A 20,396-nucleotide genomic window follows, 5' to 3' on the forward strand; every position below is an offset into this window, starting at 1 on the left:
CGCGCCCGGGCCCGGCTAGTCCAGGCCCAGGCGCCGCGCGGTCGCGGCGGGCGGCCGGTAGGTGCGCTCGGGCGGCAGCAGCCGCTGCGCCTTCGCCTGCTGCCCTCCGTGGACCAGCGCGGCGATCCGCCGCACCCGTGGGGTGAGGTCGACGAGTTCGGTGATCCACTCCTCGGCGAAGGCGCGGATCAGCGACCGGCCGATGCCCACCTGGATGCTGTAGTGGTTCAGCGCGGCGCCGCGCAGCGAGCGCTCGGGGTCCCACTGCACATGGACCTCGGCGCGGGCCAGCGCGTCCGGGTGCGCGGTGGTCAGCACGGCGCGGGCGAGCGCCTCCTCCCAGCCCTCCCGGGTGATCCGGACCGCCAGCACCCTGGTCTGGCCGGGCTTCTGGGCCCAGTTGCTGCGGTGCATCAGCCAGCGGAACGAGGGCTTGATCCACGTCATCCGGTGGAAGCCGAACGGGGCCACGAACCGGCCGGCCGCCAGCGCGGCCTCGGCGACGTCCGGCGGGTAGGCCTGGTAGACGACGATCGTCCGGTCGTCGTGGTCGGCCCGGATCTCGCGCAGCGCGGTCATCTCGCGGCACCCCTCTTCTCCCGCCCGCCTCTCCCGCCCGGCACGCTGCCAGGGCGGGCGGTGCGCCGCAACGGGATTACCCGGCGGGCGTTACGGGAGGACCCGGCGGGGCGTGACGGAACGACCCGGCGGACGCTGCGGGAGGGCGCGCCGGGGTGTGATGGAACGACCCGGCGGGCGTTACGGGAGGGCCCGCCGGGGTGTGATGGAACGACCCGGCCGAACGCCATGGGAAGACCGGCGGGGCGTTACGGGACGACCCGGCCAGCCCCGGCGGAATGCCACGGGCGGGCCCGCCGGGGCGTTGCGGACCGGCCGGCCGGCGCCGCACAAGGCCCCGGCCGCCGATCACCCCGCCCCTCCGCTCAGGCCGCCACGCCCGCCTTGGTGCGGAAGGCGCCCAGGGTGGCCTCCGGGATGCCGCAGGAGGGGAGGAAGGAGGCCGCGCCGCCGTGGTGGGTGTGGACGCGGTCGAGGAAGACCGACATCGCCTCGGCCGGGGCCTCCAGCAGGGGCGCCGGGATGGTGAGGTTGCGCCCCCGGGAGTCGGTGACGCGGGAGGTGGTGCGGTCGTTGAGGGCGGTGCGGTGGCGCTCGGCGAGGCCGGCGAAGATCTGCGGGAGTGCGTCGGCGGTGCGGGTGTAGTCGGCGACGATGCGGTCGGCCGGGACGTCCAGGAGGTCCAGCAGGAGCGCGGTCAGCAGACCGGTGCGGTCCTTGCCGGCGGCGCAGTGCAGCAGGACGGCGCCGGGGCGGACGGTGGCCTCGACGGCGAGGGCCACCGCCTCGGGCGCGGACTCGGCGAGCAGGACGTAGAAGTCGCCGAGGTCGGCGGCCGTGGCCATCGTGCTCATCCGCGCGGTGAGGACGTCGGTGGCGGGGTTCACCGGGGCGGCCACGACGGCTATCCCGGCGGCCTCGGCGGCGGCCCAGTCCCGGGGGTCGGTCTCGCGCGGGTCCCGCAGGTCCACGACGGTGCGGATGTCGCAGCGGCGCAGCTGGGCGACGGTGGCCTCGTCGGCGGCCGGGAACGGCTGGGCGGAGCGGTACAGCACCCCGGGGCGGAGCCGGCGGCCCTCGGGGTCGCCGAGGGCGGCGGCGTCGCGGAAGTTGACCAGGGACATGGAAGGCCTTTCGGTGGGGCCGCACCCGGGACGAGACGGGCTATCCGGAGGGCGGGACATCTAGACGTCTAGATGTGTAACGCCTCCTGGGGCCCCCGGGCAAGCCACGAGCCGGTGCATCCCTCCATCCCACCCCCGTCGCCCGGCGACGGCGACCCGGGGGGCGCCCCGGTCACCGGTCGGCGCCTCGCCCGTACGGTGCCCCGCCGCACGGCGCCCCCGCCGCACAGTGCCCGGGCCGGCCCGGCGGGCTCCGTAGGATCGGCCCGTGGCGACGAACCCCCCGCACCCCCCGAACCCGCCGGGCGCCTCGAACCCGCCGGGCGCCCCGAAGCCGCCGGACGCCCCGGTGTACCGCCGCCTGGCCCGCCGGCTCCAGGAGCGCATCGACGCCGGCACCTACCCGGCCGGTGCCCGGCTGCCCAGCGAGCCCGAACTGAGCGCCGAGTTCGGCGTGAACCGGCTGACCGTGCGGCAGGCGGTGGCGGAGCTGGAGCGGGCGGCCGTGGTGGAGATCCGCCGGGGCGTGGGGACCTTCGTCCGCCCGCCGGCCGTCCGGGTCTCGATCACCGTCGACCCGCGCAGCCAGCGCTTCGACCTCGGCAGCGTGCACACCGCGCTGCCGAGCGGGCAGGACGCGCGGGGGGACACGAAGGAGAGCGAGCCCGGCGACGGCGAGTTCGTGGTGGCCGACCCGCCCGTCACCGGCTCGGCGCAGGACGCCGAGGCCGCCCGCCAGCTGGGCCGCGACCCGCGCGAGCTGTCCCGGGTGGACTCGGTGATCCGGCTGGGCGGCCGGGCCCGGGCGGCGTGCAGCTACTGGGTGCCGTTCGGCCCGCTGCCCGCCGAGCTGGTCCGCCCGGGCCGCCCCGGCAACCTGGTGCTGGACCTGGCGCGGGCCGCCGGGGTGGAGCTGGAGTACGACTGGCGGGCCTTCGGCGCCGTCGGCGCCGACCTCGCGGACGCCGAGCTGCTGGGCGTCCCGCCGGGCACCGCGCTGCTGGTGCGCGAGGGGGTCAGCTGCACCCCGGACGGCTCCCCGGCGCTGTACGTGCGCAGGCGCATCGACGGCAGCAGCGCGCGCTTCGTCCTGCACTTCCGCGACCGCTAGACGCCGCAGCCCGCCCGCACCCGCCTTGGTAGATTCGGCGCCGGAACACCGGGGCGCACAGGAGCTGGCAGGACACGTTGACCGACGGGATCGACTACGACATGCCCACCGAGCTGGCCGAGGCCTACCTCGCCCTGCTCTCCGACGTCTCCCGCACCGGCCGGCTGCTGCGCCGCGAGGAGCTGGAGCGCCTGCGCAAGCTCGGCGAGCACTGCGCCGAGGCCGGGTACGGGCTGCGCGAGGTGGTGTCGAACTGTCTGGCCGCCGCCCGGCGGGCCTGGCAGACCCTGCCCGGGACGACCGCCGCCACCAGCGTCAACGAGCTGCGCTGCACGGGCGACGCGGTGCTGGCCGCCACCGACGCCGCGCTGGCCGCGCTGGGCGAGGGCCACGAACGCGCCCAGCGCCTGGCGGTCCGTCAGGAGGAGGCGGCGCGAAGGGAGTTCATCGACGACCTGCTGTTCGGCCGAAGTGACCTCGGGCTGCTCGCCGAGCGCGCGGAGCGGTTCGGGCTGCGGCTGGCGGGCGCGTACACGGTGGCGGTCGCGGTGGGCGACGAGCCGTACGAGGACGTGCACCCGCTGGTGCACCGGGTGGAGCGGGAGCTGGCCGGACGCTTCGGCGAGCGGGACGTGCTGCTGGCCAGCAAGGACGGCCGGCTGGTGTGCATCGCCCCGGACTCCGAGCGGGCGGTGCTGGACGCCTTCGCCGACCTGACGCTGCGCCCCGGACCCGGCTACCGCCCGGTGCGCCGGGTGGCCACCGGCCGGCGGCACTCGGGGCCGACCGGGGTGCCGCGCAGCTACGACGAGGCGCTGGGCGCGCTGGACTACGCGCACCGGCTGGGCCTTCCCGCCCGGCAGTTGAAGGCCGAGGAACTGCTGGTCTTCCCGGTGCTGATGCGCGACCGGTCCGCCATGGCCGACCTGGTGCGCACCGTGCTCGGCCCGCTGACCGAGGCGCGCGGCGGCGCCCGCCCGCTGCTGGACACCATCGCGGTGCAGGCGGAGGCCGCGTACGTGAACGCGGAGGCGGCGCGCCGGCTGGGGCTGAGCGTGCGCACGCTGAGCTACCGGCTGGAGCGGATCAAGGCGCTCACCGGGTACGACCCGGCGGACGCGCTCCAGCGCTTCACCCTGGAGACGGCGGCCATGGGGGCACGGCTGCTGAACTGGCCGGAACAGCCCCTCTGACCGCTGGGGCCGCTCCACCGGCGTGGCCGGAACCCGCCCCCTGGCGCGATCACCCGCAACCCGCTACGGCGCCCCCGGAAGCCGCCGTCCACCCGAACCGTCCGTCCACGACCGGCCGTTGCCGGATCCTGCACGCGTGCGCCGCCGCCCGGACCCGCCGCGACGGACCGGCGACCCACCTGTGGCCGGGCTGTCGCAATGTCACGCGGGCGGCCCGTTCCAGGGTGTCAAAGCGGCGTAAAGATTGCCGGATCCTGGCAATGTGCGGCGGCCTCCCCGACTGCCATGATCTTCCCGGCGCCGAGGTGCGGCGCCGGAGGAGAGGCAGGGGGAGCGTGGCCGGAATGGGGGGTTTCTTCGCGGCCGCGCTGGCCTTTCCGACGGCGGTGTTCAGCTTCGCGCTGGTGGTGGTGGTCGGTTACTGGTTGCTGATGCTGCTCGGCGGCCTGGTACCCGGCGCAGTGCACGGGGGGCACGGCGGCGGGCACCATGCGGACGTCGGGCACGCGGGGCACGCCGGGCACGGGGGCCACGGCGGCGGGGGGCACGGCGCCGACGGGGGTTCCGACCGGCACAGGGCCGGCCACCACGGAGGAGTGCTGGACGCGCTGGGGCTGGGCGGGGTGCCCGTGACGGTGGCGGTGTCGCTGCTGGTCGCCCTCGCCTGGTTCGTCAGCCTGTCCGGCACCGTCCTCACCTCGGGGGCACCGGCGCGCGGCGGCGTGTTCGCCGTCGCGCTGGTCGCCTCCTGGGCGGGCACCCGGCTGCTCGTCCGGCCGCTGTCGCGGCTGTTCCCGCAGGACCGGCCGGCCACCCGGGGGGACTTCGTCGGCCGGGTCTGCGTGATCCGGACCGGCCGGGTGACGGCCGGCTTCGGCCAGGCCGAGGTCACCGCGGAGGACGGCTCCACCGCGATCGTCCAGGTCCGCACGGCGGAGCCGGAACCGGGCCTGACGGCCGGCCGCACCGCCCTGATCTTCGACTACGACGCCGAGGGCGAGCACTTCCTGGTGGCGCCCTTCGACCCGCCGTACGAACTCCGCTGACGCTCGTCGGCTTTCCTTCCACCGCACATCGCTTCGCACCAACTCGCCATCTCGTCAAAGGACTCCGTGATGGACACCATCGCCGTGGGTTTCGGCGTGCTCGTCGCCGTCGTGCTGCTCATCGTGCTCGCCATGCTGCTGTTCGTGAGCCGCCTGTTCCAGAAGGTCGAGCAGGGCAAGGCCCTGATCGTCTCCCGGACGAAGAAGGTGGACGTGACGTTCACCGGCGCGGTCGTCCTCCCGGTGCTCCACAAGGCCGAGTTGATGGACATCACCGCGAAGACGGTGGAGATCCACCGGGCCGGCCGGGACGGCCTGATCTGCCGGGACAACATCCGCGCGGACATCCGGATCTCGTTCTTCGTCCGGGTCAACAAGACCGTCGAGGACGTCATCAAGGTCGCCCAGTCGATCGGCACCGCCCGGGCCAGCGACCCCCAGGCGATCCAGGAGTTCTTCGCCGTCAAGTTCGCCGAGGCGCTCAAGACCGTCGGCAAGCAGCTGGACTTCACCGACCTGTACACCCACCGGCACGAGTTCCGGGACCAGATCATCGCGGTCATCGGCACCGACCTCAACGGCTACACGCTGGAGGACGCGGCCATCGACCACCTGGAACAGACCCCGATGAGCCAGCTGGACGCCGACAACATCCTCGACGCCCAGGGCATCCGCAAGATCACCGAGCTGACCGCGATCGAGCACGTGCGCACCAACGAGTACCAGCGCAACGAGCAGAAGGAGATCACCCGGCAGAACGTCGACGCCCGGGAGGCCGTCCTGGAGCTGGAGCGCCGCCAGGCCGACGCCGAGATCCGCCAGCGCCGCGAGATCGAGACGCTGCGGGCCAAGGAGGACGCGGTGATCGCCCGGGTGCAGGAGGAGGAGCGGCTCAACGCCCAGACCGCCTTCCTGCGCACCGAGGAACTGCTCGGGGTGCAGCGGGAGAACCAGGCCCGCGAGGTCGCGGTGGCGCAGAAGAACCGCGAGCGGGTCATCGCCGTGGAGAACGAGCGGATCGAGAAGGACCGCCTGCTGGAGGTCGTCGGCCGCGAGCGGGAGACCGAACTCGCCACGATCGCCAAGGCGAAGGAGGTCGAGTCCGCCAAGCGCGAGGTCGCCGACGTGGTCCGCGAGCGGGTCGCGGTGGACCGCACCGTGGCCGAGCAGGAGGAGGCCGTCAAGACCCTGCGCGCCACCGAGGAGGCCGAGCGCGTCCGCAAGGCCGTCGTCATCCAGGCCGAGGCCGAGGCGCAGGAGAAGCTCGTCAAGGACATCAAGGCCGCGGAGGCCGCCGAGCAGGCCGCCTCGCACAAGGCCCGCGAGGCGCTGGTGCTGGCCGAGGCCCGGCAGCAGGCCGCCGAACTGGACGCCGCCGCCAAGATCCGGATGGCCGAGGGCATCCGCGCGGAGGCCGCCGCCGAGGGCCTGGCCAAGGTCCAGGTGCGGGAGCAGGAGGCCGCGGCGGTGGAGAAGGTCGGTCTCGCCGAGGCCGTCGTCCAGGCCGAGAAGGCCAAGGCCGCCGCGCTGGAGGTCGGCGCCAAGCTCAAGGCCGAGGCCGAGGGGCTGACCGAGAAGGCCGCGGCGATGGCCAAGCTGGACGAGGCCTCCCGCGAGCACGAGGAGTACCGCCTGCGGCTGGCCGCCGAGAAGGACGTCCGGCTGGCCGGGCTGGACACCCAGCGGCAGATCGCCGAGGCCCAGGCCGCCCTGGTCGCGGCCGGACTGGAGAAGGCGAAGATCGACATCGTCGGCGGGGACTCGGTGTTCTTCGACCGGCTGGTCCAGTCGGTGACGGCCGGCAAGAGCGTGGACGCCTTCGTCGGCCACTCCCAGACCGCGCAGACCCTGGCCGGACCCTGGCTGGACGGCCGGGCCAGCTTCACCGAGGACCTCACCAAGGTGCTCTCCTCGGTCTCCACCGCGGACGTGCAGAACCTGACGGTGTCCGCGCTGCTGATGAGGCTGATCGGCTCGGGGACCGGCGGCCAGGCCGGGCAGCTGCGCCAACTGCTGGAGTCGGCACGCCAGTTGGGCATCGCCGAGACCCCGATCGGCTCGCTGGCCGGCGCTTCGGTCAACGGCTCCAAGTAGCCCGCGGACGCCCGAACCGATCCGCTGATCACCTGAGGAAGCAACCGTGACCGTGGACGCCCTCGACGCCCGGCTCGACGCCGGAACCTACGAGGTCCTGCGTGACCGGCTCGCCCGAGCCGCCGCCGAACTCGCCGACCGCGCCCAGGCGTTGAACGCCCGTCGGGTCGCCGAGTTCGGCGGCGGGGAGCTGCGGCTGGCCGGCACCGGACGGCTCACCACCGACCGGGCCCGCCTGCCGCAGGACCTCACCGCCACCGGCGGGCAGCTGCTGCTCGCCACCCGCACCGCCGAAGGCGCCGACGACACCGGGGACTTCACCGGCCTCCTCGGCCTCTACCACCCCGACCTCTCCCCCGCGCCCGCCGAGGGCACCCTGCTGGACGACCCCCGGCTCCGCCAGGACCTCGCCGACCTGCGCCGCTACTTCCGCGACGCCCGGCTGGAGCGGCTGCGCCCGGTGGACGGCCGGCTGCTCGCCGTCTTCCGCACCGGCCCGGCCGCCACCGACGTCCGGGTGCTGCGCTGGCGTCTCGACGACGAGACCCGCGCCACCTACCTGGACGGCCGCGGCGAGCGCGACCACACCCCCGCCGACGGCCAGCACCTGCCCTGGACGGCCCTCACCCGGGACGACCAGCTGCCCTCCGGCCCCGGCCGCCCGCCGCGCGCCGACCTGGCCGGCGAACTGCTGGTCGGCGTCGACGGCGGCCGGCTGACCATCGCCACCCCGGACGGCCGGGAACTGCACCGCGAACCGCTCGCCGAGGCCCTCCAGACCCTCGCCGACGCCCGGATCGCCCACGCCCGGCTCGGCACCCTGCTCCTGGTGCGGGTGCGCCCGTACCAGGAGGAGACCGAACGGCACCTGGTGGTCCACCTGCCCACCGGCACCGTCACCCGGATCGACGCGCTCGGCCAGGCCTGCCTGCGGCTGCCCGCCGACCAGGGCGTGGCCTTCCCCGGCGGCTGCCACCTGGTGGACGGCACCGTGCGCACCTTCGACCAGCCGGTCGACGGCCTGGTGTACGAGCGCACCGTCCTGTCGCCCAACGGCGAGGACGTGCTGTACGAGTTCCGCTCCCCCGCCGACGGCCGCGCCCTGCTCCAGCCGTACAACAGCGTCCGTCAGGAGGCCGCCGCCCCGCTGCCCTGCCAGGGCTACGCGCTGCTCGCCGACGGCACCCTGATCGCGCTGCGCCCGGCCGAGGACGGCCCGACCCGGCTGCACCCCGTCCAGCTCTGGCGCACGCCGTTCACCAGCGAGCGCTACGCCGCCGAACAGCCGCCCGGCACCGGCCCGTTGGCCCGGATCGGCAACGCCGACCTGGTCCGCGGCCTGGCCGACTGCCTGGCCCTGGCCCGGCTGGCCGCGGCCGGCGCCGACACCCCGGCCGGCCACCAGGCCGTCCTCGCCGCCTGCACCCGCACCGCCGACCGGCACCACTGGCTCGGCCAGAGCGGCCTCGGCGACCTCGCCGCACCGCTCGCCGAGATCCGCGACACCGCCCGGCAGGTCATCGCCGAGTACGAGGCCGTCGCCCAGCTCACCGCGCACGCCGCCCGGCAGACCGACGAGGCCGCCGAGCACGTCGAGGGACTGCTGCGCACCGCCCGCGGCGAGACCCTGGCCGACGCCGCCGAGTGGGTCGACCGGCTCGCCGGGCTGCGCCGCGCCCAGGGCCGGGTCGAGGCGCTGCGCGACCTGCCGCGCGCCGACCCGGAGCGGATCGACGCGCTCGCCGCCCACCTCGCCGAGGGCCTCGCCGAGGCCGCCGACCGCGCCGTCGTCCAGCTCGCCGAGCCGACGGCCTTCGAGCCGCACCGCCGCCGGGCCGGCGAGCTGGCCGAGCGCTGCGCCGCCATCGCCACCGCCGCCGAGGCCGAGCCGCTGGGCCTCGAACTGGGCGCCCAGAGCGAGGCGTTGCAGACCGTCTCGGAGCTGGTCGGCACGCTCGACCTGGCCGACGCCACCACCCGCACCGCGATCCTCGACCGGCTCGCCGACGTCCTCGGGCTGCTCAACCGGGCCCGTTCCACCCTGACGGTGCGCCGCCGGGAGCTGCGCACCCGGGAGGCCGCCGCCGAGTTCGCCGCCGAGACCGCCCTGCTCGGCCAGGCCACCACCGCCGCGCTCGCCGCCGCCGACACCCCCGAGAGCTGTGACGAGCAGCTCGGCCGGCTGCTGCTGCGGATCGAGCAGCTGGAGACCCGCTTCGCCGACGCCGACCCGGCCCTCGGCGACCAGCTCGCCGACCGGCGCACCGAGATCCACGACGCGCTCACCGCCCGCCGCCAGCACCTGCTGGAGGAGCGGGCCCGGCGCGCCGACCGGCTGGCCGCCTCCGCCGAGCGCATCCTGGACACCCTGCACCGCCGGCTGGCCGCGCTCGGCACCCACGAGGAGATCGAGGCGGCCCTCGCCGCCGACCCGACCGCCGTCAAACTCCGCGACCTGGCCGGCCAGTTGACGGCGCTCGGCGACCGGGTCCGGGCCGAGGAGCTGACCGGCCGGCTGCGCGCCGCCCGCGGCCGCGCCCTGCGGGCCCTGCGCGACCGCGCCGACCTCGCCGGGGACGGCCCCGGCACCCTGCGGCTGGGCCGCCACCTGTTCGCCGTCACCACCCAGCGGCCCGAACTCGCCCTGGTCCCCTGGCGCGGCCGGCCCGCCTTCACCCTCACCGGCACCGCCTACCGCTCCCCCGTCACCGACCCGGCCTTCGCCGCCACCGAGCGCTACTGGGACCGCCCGCTGCCCTCGGAGACGGCGTGGCTCTACCGCGCCGAGTACCTCGCCGCGAGCCTGCTGCCGGCCGCCGAACCGGGGTCGCTGACCACCGACGGCGACCTGCTGGAGTTCGTCCGCCGGGCGGCCGAACAGCGGCCGGACGAGGGCTACCAGCGGGGCGTGCACGACCACGACGCGGCGCTGTTGCTCCGCGCGCTGCTCGAACTGCGCGCCGGGGCCGGACTGCTGAGCCACCCGGCGGGCGCCCGGGCGGCTGCCCAGCTCTACTGGGCGCACGGCGCCGACGAGCGGCAGCGGCTGCTCTGGCACACCCGGGCCCGCTCCCTGGGCCTCGCCCGGGACGCCTTCGGGGCCGCCCCGGCATCCGCCGCGCTGGCCGCGCTGGACGCCCTGGCCGCCGAACTCACCGCCGCCGTCGACGACTTCGCGCCGGGCGCGGAGCCCGCCGGACCGTACCTGGTGGCCGAACTGGCCGCCGCCGACCCCAGTTTCGCCCAGTCGCCGGGCGCCGCCGCGCTGCTCGACAAGTTCCGCGCCGCGCCCGAGTCGGCCGGCCTCACCGAGGCCCTGGCCGCACTGCCCGAGGAGCCGCAGCTGCTGCCGGTACGGCGCCAACTCGCCACCGCCTGGCTGGAGTCGGGCGCCGACGGCGCCGATCCGGCCGATCTCGCCGAGGCCGCCGCCGTCCTGCTCTGCCCGTCCCTGCCCCGCCGCCCGGCCGAGGGGGCGGTCAGCGCCCGGATCACCGGACTGCTCGGCGACCACCCGAGGATCACCGGCGGCGCGCTGAGCCTCCGACTGGACGAACTGCTCGCCCGGGTCGGCGAGTTCGAGCGCGTCGAGGTGCCCGGCTACCGGGCCTACCAGCGGCTTCGCGGCGAGCTGCTGGCCGCCGAGCACGCCCGGCTGCGGCTCGACCAGTACCGGCCCGCGCCGCTCAACGGCTTCGTCCGCAACCGGCTCATCGACCAGGTCTACCTGCCACTGGTCGGCGACAACCTCGCCAAGCAGCTCGGCACCGCGCAGTCCGGCGGGCCCGTCGACCGCAGCGGCCTGCTGCTGCTGGTCTCCCCGCCCGGCTACGGCAAGACCACCCTGGTCGAGTACCTCGCCGAGCGGCTCGGCCTGCTGCTGGTCTCCGTCAGCGGCCCCGCACTCGGCCACCGGGTCACCTCGCTGGACCCGGCCGAGGCCCCCGACGCCACCTCCCGGCGCGAGGTCGAGAAGCTCAACTTCGCCCTGCACGCGGGCGACAACGTGCTGCTCTACCTGGACGACGTCCAGCACACCTCGCCCGAGTTCCTCCAGCGCTTCATCCCGCTGTGCGACGCCCAGCGCCGGATCGACGGCGTCTGGGACGGCGAGGCCCGCGAGTGGGACCTGCGCGGCAAGCGCTTCGCCGTCGTCATGGCCGCCAACCCGTACACCGAGTCCGGGCGGCTCTTCCGGCTGCCCGACATGCTCGCCAACCGGGCCGACGTCTGGAACCTCGGCGACGCCGTCTCCGGACGCGAGGACCTCTTCGCCCTCAGCTTCGTCGAGAACGCCCTGCCCGCCAACCCCCACCTGGCCCCGCTCGCCACCGCCGAGCGCGCCGACCTGGACGCCCTGCTCGCCCGCGCCGCCGGCCTGCCCGGCGCCCCTCCGGCCGCCGCCCGGCCCGCCGCCGAGGTCGAGCGGATGACCGCCGTCCTCGCCGGCCTGCTCCACCTGCGCACGACCGTCCTGGCCGTCAACCGCGCCTACCTCGCCTCCGCCGCCCAGGACGACCGCACCCGCACCGAGCCCCCGTTCCTCCTCCAGGGCTCCTACCGCAACATGGCCAAGCTCGCCCAGCGCCTCGACCCCGCCCTCACCCGCCCCGAACTCGACGCCCTGCTCACCGACCACTACCGCGCCGAGGCCCAGCCCCTGGGCGCCGACGCCGAGGCCCAGCTGCTGAAGCTGGCGGAGCTGCGCGGGACGCTCACGGAGGAACAGGCGGCCCGCTGGGCGGAGTTGAAGCGCTCGTTCAGGTCTGCTTCATGACGACGCGCAGGATCTCCTGCCAGATCCTCATCGTGGGCGCGGTCGACTTGAACGTGCGGTCCGTTTCGTACAGCCGCGCGTAGGCGGCGACCAGCAGGTGCGCCACCCGCTCGGTCTCGGCCGGAAGCTCGCCGCGGATGATGTCCATCCAGCGCGGCGAGGTCCTGCTCCCGTCGTGGAGCGTCTCCAGCGGCAGCGTCCGGCAGGCCGCCCAGGTGACCAGCTCGGGCGCGTACTCCAGCAGCTTCCAGTGGCGCTTGCTGTTCCGCCTGAGCATCCGCGCGATCGCCCCCGGGCCGAACACGGCCGGGTGCGCAGGAAGTCGGCCCACCCGACTTCCTGCGCACGTCATCCGCCCACCCTGCCCGTTCGCTACCGGCGCCGCCCGGCCGCCAGCAGTTCGGGCACGGTGGCGAGCTTCACCCGGGGCCGGCCCTCGGCCTCGCCCCGCTCGCGCTCCGCGCGGTCCACCGCCCGCAGTTCGCGCAGCCCGACCGCGTCCGGACGCCGGTGCCGCACCAGCCGGTCGAACTCCCTGCGGCCGCCCGCCGGGACGGGCAGCGCGCGGGCGGCCGCGTCGTCCATCAGCGCGTCCACGGTCTCGCGCGCGCAGGCCCGGTTGGCACCGATCCCGCCGGACGGGCCGCGCTTGGCCCACCCCACCACGTACGTCCCCGGCAGCGGGCGGCCGGTCGCCGGATCGACGACCCGCCCCTCCCGGTGCGGGACCGTCCCCGTCGCCTCGTCGAAGGGCAGCCCGGGCAGCGGCACGCCCCGGTGGCCGATCGAGCGCACCACCAGTCCGGCCCGCAGCACGTCCTCGGCGCCGGTGCCCTCGACTCCGCCGTCCGCCGTCGGCGCGGTCCGCTCGACGGTCAGGGTCTCGACCCGCCCGTCCCCGGCGAGCGCGACCGGCGCCGACAGGAACCGCAGCACGATCCGCCGCCCCGGCCCGGGCTCGGCGCCCCCGTCGTAGGGGACCAGCGGCAGCCCGGCCAGCAGCCCCGCACCGGCACCCGAGCCCGAGCCCGGCCCCGAGCCCGCCGCCTCGATCGCCGCCCGCACCAGCGGGTGGTCCTCCACCACCACCTCGACGCCCGGCAGCTGCCGCAGCGCCAGGAACTCCGCCGTGGTCCACGCCGCCTGCTCCGGCCCGCGCCGGGCGAGCAGCACGACCTCGCGGACCCGGCTGCCGCGCAGCGCGGCGAGCGCGTGGTCGGCGATGTCGGTGGCGGCGAGCCGGTCCGGGTCGGTGAGCAGGACGCGGGCGATGTCCACCGCGACGTTGCCGTTGCCGACCACCACCACGCGCCGCACCGCCGAGAGGTCCACCGCGTCGGCCGGCACGGTCGGTTCGGCGTTGTACCAGCCGACGAAGGCGGTCGCGGGCAGGCTGCCCGGCAGGTCCTCGCCGGGGATGCCGAGCCGGCGGTCGGCGGCGGCGCCGACCGCGTACACCACCGCGTGGTGGTGCGCGGCGAGCTCCTGGTGGGTGACGTCGGTGCCGATCTCCACGTTGAGGTGCATCCGCAGCCGGGGGTCGTGGAAGACGCTCGCGAAGCTCTCCGCGATCCGCTTGGTGGACTGGTGGTCGGGGGCGACGCCGTGCCGCAGCAGGCCGCCGGTGACGGGCAGCCGGTCGATCATGGTGATCTCGGCGCTGGTGCCGCGCAGCAGCTCCTGCGCGGTGTACCCGGCGGACGGCCCGGTGCCGACGACGGCGATCCGCAGCGCGCCGAGGTCGCCGGGCAGGCTGCGCGGGAAGCTGGGCGTGCCCCAGGCGTGGTCGCTGGGGTGGTCGCGGAACCAGTCGCGGTTGAGGTCGCCGAACACGGTGTCCGGGCCGCGCAGCCGGTCGACCGGGAACACCGCGTCCACCGGGCAGGCGTCGGCGCAGGCCCCGCAGTCGATGCACGCCCGCGGGTCGATGTAGAGCATGTCGGTGGTGCCGAACTCCGGCTCGTCCGGGGTCGGGTGGATGCAGTTGACCGGGCAGACGGACACGCACGAGGCGTCGTTGCAGCAGGTCTGGGTGATCGCGTAGGCCATGGCCGGGGTGGGGTCCTCGCTGCGCGTGGGGGGATGTGGGGACGGGCTTTCGACCTGACGGATCGTCAGAGCATGTGCACCCGGCGGTAGACGGCCGCCGAGCGGCTGGTGAGCAGGCCGGTCTCGGCGAGGAAGGCCATCAGGTGCCGGGAGCTGGTGCGCATCATCGTCTTGCGGTGCTCGCTGGCCCGCACCTCGGCGAGCGCCCGCTGGGTGTCGAGCCCGGCGGCCCGGTACACGCCCGGGTGGACCATGCTGGAGACGATGACGTACGCGCCGGCCGCGATGCCGGTGGCCGAGGTGCGCCGGCGGGCCGGGCTCGCGTGCCGCATCCGCTCGCGGATCTCCTGCCGGGCGAACTTCATGTGCCGCGACTCCTCGACCACGTGGATCCGGGAGGTGCCGCGGACGATCTCCAGCACGTTCTCGCCGCGCATCCAGTCGCGCTGCATGACGTCGAGCACCTCCTCGGCCACCAGGATGCCGCCGTAGGCGAGTTCGCCCCTGGCGAGGGCCTTGAAGGCGCGGCCGGCCTGGGCGATCAGCTTGTTCGGCCGGTAGGCGGGGACGCCCATCTTGGCGCAGGCCCGGGCGAACATGATCGAGTGGCGGCACTCGTCGGCGATCTCGGTGAGCGCGAACTGGAACTCGGCGTTGGCGGGGTTCTTGAGGTACTGGTCGCGCAGCACCATCTGCTGGAGGATCATCTCGAACCAGATGCCGGTGTTCATGATCGAGCAGACCTCGTGCCGGGTGAGCGTGACCCGCTGCCGCTCGCTCATCTCGTCCCACAGCCGGGTGCCGTAGAGGGTGCTCCACTCCGGGTTGAGGCCGTAGTGGTGGTCCGGCAGCGGGGCGTCCCAGTCGATCTCGGTCGAGGGGTCGAAGGAGAGGGTGGCGGCCGACTCCAGCAGCCGCTTCGAGACGTCGTCGTCGGCCTTGGTGTGGCCGCGGTCCGTCGGCCGGGTGAGAGCCATGGCTGCCTCCTGGTGCCTGCCCCGCAGGTTCCCGCTCCCGCTTATTAGACGGACAGTACAATAAGAGCCCGCCGTCGAGAACCCCCCGCGCGGCAACGAACCGGCGCGCGACCGCAGGGCCCGCGCCCCCGCGAGCACCCGTGAGCACCCCTGGCACCTCGGCTCCACACGCCGATGGGCGGGCCCCCCATCCAGGGTCCCGCCCGTCAGCCCGTCGGCCCCGCCCGTCAGTCCGGCGCCGCCCGTCAGCCCGGCCAGTTCGTCAGTCGGTCAGTTCGTCAGTCCGGCCAGTCCGTCAGCCCGGCCAGTTCGTCAGCCCGCCGCCCCGCCCTCAGTCCGTCCGGCAGGTGCACGGCCCCCGCCGGTCGTCCGCGTCGAAGGCCGCCAGCGCCCGCGCGCCCGGCTCCAGCGCCCGGCGCAGCGCGGCGAGCACGGGGGCCTCCAACCCGCCCAGGGCCTCGGCGAGTTCCTCCGTCACGTCCTGCGCGATCTCGGCCGCCACCGCCTCCGCCGGGGTGCGCGGCCCCAGCTTGCTGACGGCCGCCGCCGCCCGGGCCGGGGTGAGCAGGGCCGAGGCCTGGACGAGCAGCCAGGCCGGGACGCCGGCCGCGCCCTCCGGCGGGGGCAGGTACGGGCGGGCGCCGTCGTAGCGCTCGTCCTCGGCGAAGGCCCGCTGCTTCACCTTGACCAGCGGGCGGGCCGCCTCCGACTCGCACCACTCGCGGGCCGGCTTGAGCACGTACCCCTCGGCGAGGTTGTCCGGCAGCTCGGGCAGGCCGAACAGCGAGGGCACCCGGCTCGGGTAGCGCACCGGCAGGTCGTGCAGGGTGTTCAGCGGGCCGTGTCCGACCAGGGGCACGCAGGTGAGCCCCGCGGCCTGGGCCTCGGCCCGCAGGACGCGGTCCTCGATCCACCAACGGCCCTCGGGCGTCTCGACGGTGGCGTCGAAGGGCAGCCAGCGCAGGCCGGGGGCGTACCAGACGCCGGTCTGCACCGGCTCGACCCCGGGGACGGCGGGCACCTCGGGGTGCGGGTAGCGGCCGCCGGCCAGTTCGCCGTAGATCGTCACCCTGGCGCCGGCGCCCCACGGCACGCGCACCGCGGCGGCGAACCGGGCTGCCGCGACGGACAGTTCGGGCCAGATCCGGCTCACCCCGAAGAAGCCGTCCAGCCCCTCGTCGTCCAGCAGTTCGCGCCGCTTCGCGGCCCGGACCGAGCCGCCCTCGCAGACCACCGCGAAGTGCGCCCCGTGCACCTTCTCCGTCGCCGTCCACACCCGGCTGCCGGGGCCCCCGGAGCGGGAGCGGGCGGGGATCTTGGGGTAGGGCCGCAGCTCCGGGCCCTCGGGAACCGTCTCGAACACCGTCTCGGACACGAACCGAATCCTCGCCGCCGGGCCCGCCTCCCGGCAACCGGGATTCGGGCCCCCGCCCATCGCGCCGGTCGGACCACCGCCGCAGCCACACGTCACACGCCGGTCAGACCCCCCACGCCCCCCGCAGTTCGGCGAAGGCCTCGTGGAACCCGGGGAAGGTCTTCCGCACGCAGCCCGGGTCGTCGAAGGTGATGCCGGGCGTGCGCAGCGAGGTGACGGCGAAGGACATGACGATCCGGTGGTCGGAGTGGGTGGTGATCTCGACCGGGCGCGGCGTGCCGGGCCGGATCTCGATCCAGTCGTCGCCGGTGGCCACCGCGATGCCCATCGCCCGCAGGTTGTCGGCGCAGGCCTCCAGCCGGTCGCACTCCTTGACCCGGGTGTTGTGGACGTCCTCGATCCGCACCGGCCCGGTGGCGAAGGGGGCGATGGCCGCGAGCGTGGGCATGGTGTCGGAGATGTCCCGCATGTTGACGGTGATCCCGCCGAGCGGGCCGTCCCCGGCCACCGTGGTGCGGTCGTCCCCGACCTCCACCCGGGCGCCCATCCGCCGCAGCACGTCCACGAAGCGCAGGTCGCCCTGGAGGGCGTCCCGGCCCAGGCCCGGGACGGTGACCTCCCGGCCGGCCAGCGCCGCCGCGGCGAAGAAGTAGCTGGCGGTGGAGGCGTCCGGCTCGACCGGGTAGTCGGCGGCCCGGTAGCCCCCGGAGGGCACGTCGAACACCTCGCCGGCCGGGGTCCGCTCCCGCTTCACCTCGACCCCGAAGGAGCGCATCATCGCCAGGGTGATGCCGATGTACGGGGCCGAGACCAGCCGGGTGACGGTGATCCGCAGGCCGTCCCGGGTGAGCGGACCGAGCAGCAGCAGCGCGGTCAGGTACTGCGAGGACTGCCCGGCGTCCAGGGTGAGTTCACCGCCGCGGACGCCGTCGGCGAGGACCGTCAGCGGGTGGTGCCCCTCGGCCTCCTCGTGCCGCAAGTCCACGCCGAGTTCGCGCAGCGCCCGGGTGAGCGGGGCGACCGGGCGGCGGCGCATCTGGGCGGAGGCGTCGAAGCGGTAGGTGCCGTGGCCGGCGGCGGCGAGGGTGGGCAGGAAGCGCGCGGTGGTGGCGCCGTCGCGGCAGTACACCTCGGCGCTCGGCACGGCGGGCCCGGCCGGGCGGCCCTCCACCCGCCACGCCTCCCCCGTCCGCTCGATCCGGTACCCGAGGGTGTCCAGCCCCTGTGCGAAGCCCTCGGTGTCGTCCGAGGACAGCGGGCGGCGCAGGGTGGTCACGCCCTCGGCGGCGGCGGCCAGGAACAGCGCCCGGGCGGTGATGGACTTGGACCCCGGGATCTCCACAGCGGTCACGACAGGCTCTCCCCCCACATGGGTGTCCGACAGGTGTCTCCAGTGGACTCGGCTCCGATCCTGCCCCACCCGGCGCCCGCCGTACCCGACCATCCACGGACTGGACGGGCGATTCCGCCGGCGGCAGCGGCGGGCGGGCCGTCCCCGCCGGGGGCTGGGCCCCTGCGGGATCAGCAGCGCGCCCAGAGCCCTACCAGGTGGGAGTGCAGGACCTCCTCGGCCTCCGCCGCCGTCCGGTGCCCGACCAGGACGTGCGCGGTGAGCCCGTCGGCGAGGGCGAGCAGCGTACGGGCCTCGGTCCGCGCCGCCACCGCACCGCCCCCCGTCCCACCCGGCGCCGCCGGTGCTCCGCCCCCCGCGCCGTTCCCCGCCGATGCGCCGCCCCCCGCGCCGCCCGCCAGGCCCCCCGCGGCCTGCGTGATCAGCCGCACCATCAGCTCCTCCAGCGCCGCGTAGCTGCTCCGCAGGGTCCGCGCCAGCGCCGGGTTGACGGCGGCTCCGGCCACGAAGGCGAGCCAGATCCGGGCCTCGGCCCGGTGCTCCTCCCGCAGCAGCGCCACCTCGCCCGCCACCAGCCCGAGTTCACTGGCCGCCGACTGCGCCGGACCGGCCCTGAGCCGGCCGCGCACCCGCTCGCTGACCCGCTCGCCGATGTGGGCGAGCGCGAACAGGAGCATCTCCTCCTTGGTGCGGAAGCAGCGCTGGACGGCCCCCATCGAGACCTCCGCCCGGGCGGCCACGTCCCGCAGGGTCACGCCCTCCAGCCCGTGCTCGTCCACCAGCAGGCAGACGGCCTCGGCGATCTGCCGGCGCCGGCCGTCCAGATCCACCTGCTTCGGCATCGCCCGTCTCCTCCGCCATGGGTCGGTCCCGCTTTATTCGATGCAAGCGTATCGGGTTCTGGGCTAGGGTGCGGTTCCGATGCGCTCGCATCGGAACCGACCGGAGGACACCCCCATGCCCCTGTGGAGCAAGCCCGCCACCGAACTCGCCGCCGCCGTGCGCGCCGGCGAGGTGTCGGCGCTGGACGTGACGGACAGCCATCTGGACCGGATCGCCCAGGTCAACCCCGAGCTGAACGCCGTCACCCAGCTCCTCGCCGACCGCGCCCGCGAGGCCGCCAGGGACACCGACCGCCGCCGGGCCGCGGGCGAGCCGCTGGGCCCGCTCGCGGGCGTGCCGTTCACCGTGAAGGAGAGCACCCCGATCGCCGGCGTGCCCACCACCTTCGGCACCCCGCGGTTCCGCGACCACGTCGCCGCCGCCGACGCCGTCCCGGTGGCCCGGCTGCGCGCGGCCGGGGCGATCCCGATCGGCCACAGCAACCTGCCGACCCTGGTCATCGCCGGCATGCACACCCGCAGCGAGCTGTACGGCGACACCCGCAACCCCTGGGACTCCCGCCGCACCCCGGGCGGCACCAGCGGCGGGGACGGCGTGGCCGTCGCGACCGGGATGGCCCCGCTCGGGCTCGGCAACGACTCCGGCGGCTCCGTCCGCATCCCCGCCAACTTCTGCGGGATCGCCGCCCTCAACCCGACCACCGGCCGGTTCCCCGCCGACCAGCGCGTGATCGGCCCGAACGACCCCGGCCCGGCCTCCCAAGTCCTGGTCACGGACGGCCCGTTGGCCCGTACGGTCGCCGACCTGCGGCTCGCCTGCGAGGCCCTGGCCGGCACCGACCCGCGCGACCCGCGCGCCGTGCCCGTCCCGCTGTACGGGGAGGCGCCGGACGGCCCGATCAGGGTCGCCGTCGTCGCCGACCCGGGCGGCCACGGCGTCCACCCCACCGTCCGCCGCGCCGTCGCCGAGGCCGCCGACGCGCTGAGCGACGCGGGGTACGACGTCCGGGAGGTCCCCGACGTCCCACGGCTGGACGAGGCGCTGGAGACCTACCACCGCCTCCCCGTCACCGAGTTCGCGCCGCGCTGGCCCGCCGTCCGGCCGCTGCTGGGCGAGGGCGGCGACCGCTACATCGACTTCACGATGCGCGCCGCCCCGCCCGCCACCGACGCTTCCGGCCTGATGGACCTGCTGAGCGCCCGGATGGGCGTCCGCCGGGCGTGGGCGGAGTTCCTGCACCGGTACCCGCTGCTGCTGGGCCCGGTGTTCGGCGAGCCGCCGGTCGAACCCCGCCTGGAGTCGCGGGACCAGGCGGGCCGCGACCGGGTGGCCCTGGCCATGCGGCTCTGCTCGGCGAGCACCCTCGCCGGTGTCCCGGCCGTCGCCGTCCCCACCGGCCTCGATCCGGACGGACTGCCCACCGGCGTCCAGCTCGTCGGCCGGGCCTTCCGCGAGGACCTCTGCCTGGACGCCGCCCAGGCCGTCGAGGACCACTGCGGCACCCTCGCCCCGATCGACCCGAGGCGGTAACCGCCCCCGAGGAGGGCCTCCAAGCCCCCAATCCAGCGCTCCCGACCCACGACGGTCCGGACGACGCACCCGGCACCACCCTGCCGACCTGGCAGGAATCGAGCCCGCCGATTTCCACCATTCTCGGCGGGGCCTCACGTTTATCCCCGCGCCGACCGGATGCGACTATCGGACCCATTAATTGGAACTATCCCGTCCGAATGTGCGCACCGCGTGCCGCCGCTCGGGACAACCCGAAAGCGGGCACCATATGGCGAATCACCCGACAAAAGGTGCATCACCCCGTGACCTAGGTCACGTTTCGACGCCCCCTTGTCGCGATATGATCAGTTTATCTATTGCCCAAA

General features: G+C 75.4%; 14 protein-coding genes. 6 read left to right on the forward strand and 8 right to left on the reverse strand.

Annotation, left to right across the window (positions count from 1 at the left end; translation table 11 throughout):
• Positions 1-15: 15 nt before the first annotated feature.
• Both ACZ55U_RS22935 and ACZ55U_RS22940 read right to left on the reverse strand, forming a co-directional pair.
• The gene (locus tag ACZ55U_RS22935) at positions 16-579 is read right to left on the reverse strand and encodes a DUF4291 domain-containing protein (RefSeq protein ID WP_465528383.1); all 564 of its coding nucleotides are present in this window, start codon (positions 577-579) and stop codon (positions 16-18) included.
• 365 nt (positions 580-944) lie between these two features.
• Entirely contained in the window at positions 945-1,703 is a 759-nt protein-coding gene (locus ACZ55U_RS22940; RefSeq protein WP_465528385.1) for a tyrosine-protein phosphatase, read from the reverse strand.
• Positions 1,704-1,971: 268 nt separating this feature from the next.
• Here ACZ55U_RS22940 and ACZ55U_RS22945 point away from each other — a divergent pair, with 268 nt between their 5' ends.
• The 5 genes from ACZ55U_RS22945 to ACZ55U_RS22965 all read left to right on the forward strand — a co-directional run bounded on the left by ACZ55U_RS22945 (position 1,972) and on the right by ACZ55U_RS22965 (position 11,924).
• The gene (locus ACZ55U_RS22945; protein WP_465528387.1) at positions 1,972-2,814 is read left to right on the forward strand and encodes a GntR family transcriptional regulator; all 843 of its coding nucleotides are present in this window, start codon (positions 1,972-1,974) and stop codon (positions 2,812-2,814) included.
• 101 nt (positions 2,815-2,915) lie between these two features.
• On the forward strand, positions 2,916-4,007 hold the full coding sequence (locus tag ACZ55U_RS22950; RefSeq protein WP_465528430.1) for a PucR family transcriptional regulator: 1,092 nt from the start codon (positions 2,916-2,918) through the stop codon (positions 4,005-4,007).
• Between the two features lie 344 nt (positions 4,008-4,351).
• Entirely contained in the window at positions 4,352-5,053 is a 702-nt protein-coding gene (locus tag ACZ55U_RS22955) for a hypothetical protein (RefSeq protein ID WP_465528388.1), read from the forward strand.
• A gap of 69 nt (positions 5,054-5,122) precedes the next feature.
• Complete coding sequence (locus ACZ55U_RS22960; RefSeq protein WP_465528390.1) at positions 5,123-7,147, forward strand: flotillin family protein; 2,025 nt, start codon at positions 5,123-5,125, stop codon at positions 7,145-7,147.
• A 46-nt stretch (positions 7,148-7,193) separates the two neighbouring features.
• A complete protein-coding gene (locus ACZ55U_RS22965) occupies positions 7,194-11,924 on the forward strand; it encodes a DNA repair ATPase (RefSeq protein WP_465528392.1) in 4,731 nt (1,576 codons plus the stop codon).
• On the opposite strand, the gene ACZ55U_RS22970 is transcribed toward ACZ55U_RS22965, so the two are convergent.
• The 6 genes from ACZ55U_RS22970 to ACZ55U_RS22995 all read right to left on the reverse strand — a co-directional run bounded on the left by ACZ55U_RS22970 (position 11,908) and on the right by ACZ55U_RS22995 (position 18,518).
• On the reverse strand, positions 11,908-12,255 hold the full coding sequence (locus ACZ55U_RS22970; protein WP_465528394.1) for a hypothetical protein: 348 nt from the start codon (positions 12,253-12,255) through the stop codon (positions 11,908-11,910). The two genes, ACZ55U_RS22965 and ACZ55U_RS22970, sit on opposite strands and share 17 nt — an antisense overlap.
• Positions 12,256-12,296: 41 nt before the next feature.
• Positions 12,297-13,973: a 4Fe-4S binding protein gene (locus tag ACZ55U_RS22975; protein ID WP_465528396.1), complete on the reverse strand. Its 1,677-nt coding sequence runs from the start codon at positions 13,971-13,973 to the stop codon at positions 12,297-12,299.
• A gap of 65 nt (positions 13,974-14,038) precedes the next feature.
• On the reverse strand, positions 14,039-14,950 hold the full coding sequence (locus ACZ55U_RS22980; RefSeq protein ID WP_465528398.1) for an AurF N-oxygenase family protein: 912 nt from the start codon (positions 14,948-14,950) through the stop codon (positions 14,039-14,041).
• A gap of 331 nt (positions 14,951-15,281) precedes the next feature.
• Complete coding sequence (locus ACZ55U_RS22985; protein WP_465528400.1) at positions 15,282-16,325, reverse strand: RNA ligase family protein; 1,044 nt, start codon at positions 16,323-16,325, stop codon at positions 15,282-15,284.
• Positions 16,326-16,428: 103 nt separating this feature from the next.
• Positions 16,429-17,676: a 3-phosphoshikimate 1-carboxyvinyltransferase gene (gene aroA, locus ACZ55U_RS22990; RefSeq protein WP_465528402.1), complete on the reverse strand. Its 1,248-nt coding sequence runs from the start codon at positions 17,674-17,676 to the stop codon at positions 16,429-16,431.
• A gap of 170 nt (positions 17,677-17,846) precedes the next feature.
• Positions 17,847-18,518 carry a TetR/AcrR family transcriptional regulator gene (locus ACZ55U_RS22995; protein ID WP_465528404.1) on the reverse strand — a complete coding sequence of 224 codons (672 nt, stop codon included), beginning with the start codon at positions 18,516-18,518 and terminating at the stop codon, positions 17,847-17,849.
• Positions 18,519-18,633: 115 nt separating this feature from the next.
• On the opposite strand from ACZ55U_RS22995, the gene ACZ55U_RS23000 reads away from it, so the two are divergent.
• Positions 18,634-20,049, forward strand: coding sequence for an amidase (locus tag ACZ55U_RS23000; protein ID WP_465528406.1), 1,416 nt, complete (start codon positions 18,634-18,636; stop codon positions 20,047-20,049).
• Positions 20,050-20,396: the final 347 nt, after the last annotated feature.

Source organism: Kitasatospora sp. NPDC034533 (assembly GCF_055575155.1).

Excerpts from the sequence above, each read along its gene's own strand:
- ACZ55U_RS22940 (WP_465528385.1), bottom strand. The coding sequence starts at position 1,703 with ATGTCCCTGGTCAACTTCCGCGACGCCGCCGCCCTCGGCGACCCCGAG.
- ACZ55U_RS22980 (WP_465528398.1), bottom strand. The coding sequence starts at position 14,950 with ATGGCTCTCACCCGGCCGACGGACCGCGGCCACACCAAGGCCGACGAC.
- ACZ55U_RS22975 (WP_465528396.1), bottom strand. The coding sequence starts at position 13,973 with ATGGCCTACGCGATCACCCAGACCTGCTGCAACGACGCCTCGTGCGTG.
- ACZ55U_RS23000 (WP_465528406.1), top strand. The coding sequence starts at position 18,634 with ATGCCCCTGTGGAGCAAGCCCGCCACCGAACTCGCCGCCGCCGTGCGC.
- ACZ55U_RS22960 (WP_465528390.1), top strand. The coding sequence starts at position 5,123 with ATGGACACCATCGCCGTGGGTTTCGGCGTGCTCGTCGCCGTCGTGCTG.
- ACZ55U_RS22995 (WP_465528404.1), bottom strand. The coding sequence starts at position 18,518 with ATGCCGAAGCAGGTGGATCTGGACGGCCGGCGCCGGCAGATCGCCGAG.
- ACZ55U_RS22950 (WP_465528430.1), top strand. The coding sequence starts at position 2,916 with ATGCCCACCGAGCTGGCCGAGGCCTACCTCGCCCTGCTCTCCGACGTC.
- ACZ55U_RS22935 (WP_465528383.1), bottom strand. The coding sequence starts at position 579 with ATGACCGCGCTGCGCGAGATCCGGGCCGACCACGACGACCGGACGATC.
- ACZ55U_RS22955 (WP_465528388.1), top strand. The coding sequence starts at position 4,352 with ATGGGGGGTTTCTTCGCGGCCGCGCTGGCCTTTCCGACGGCGGTGTTC.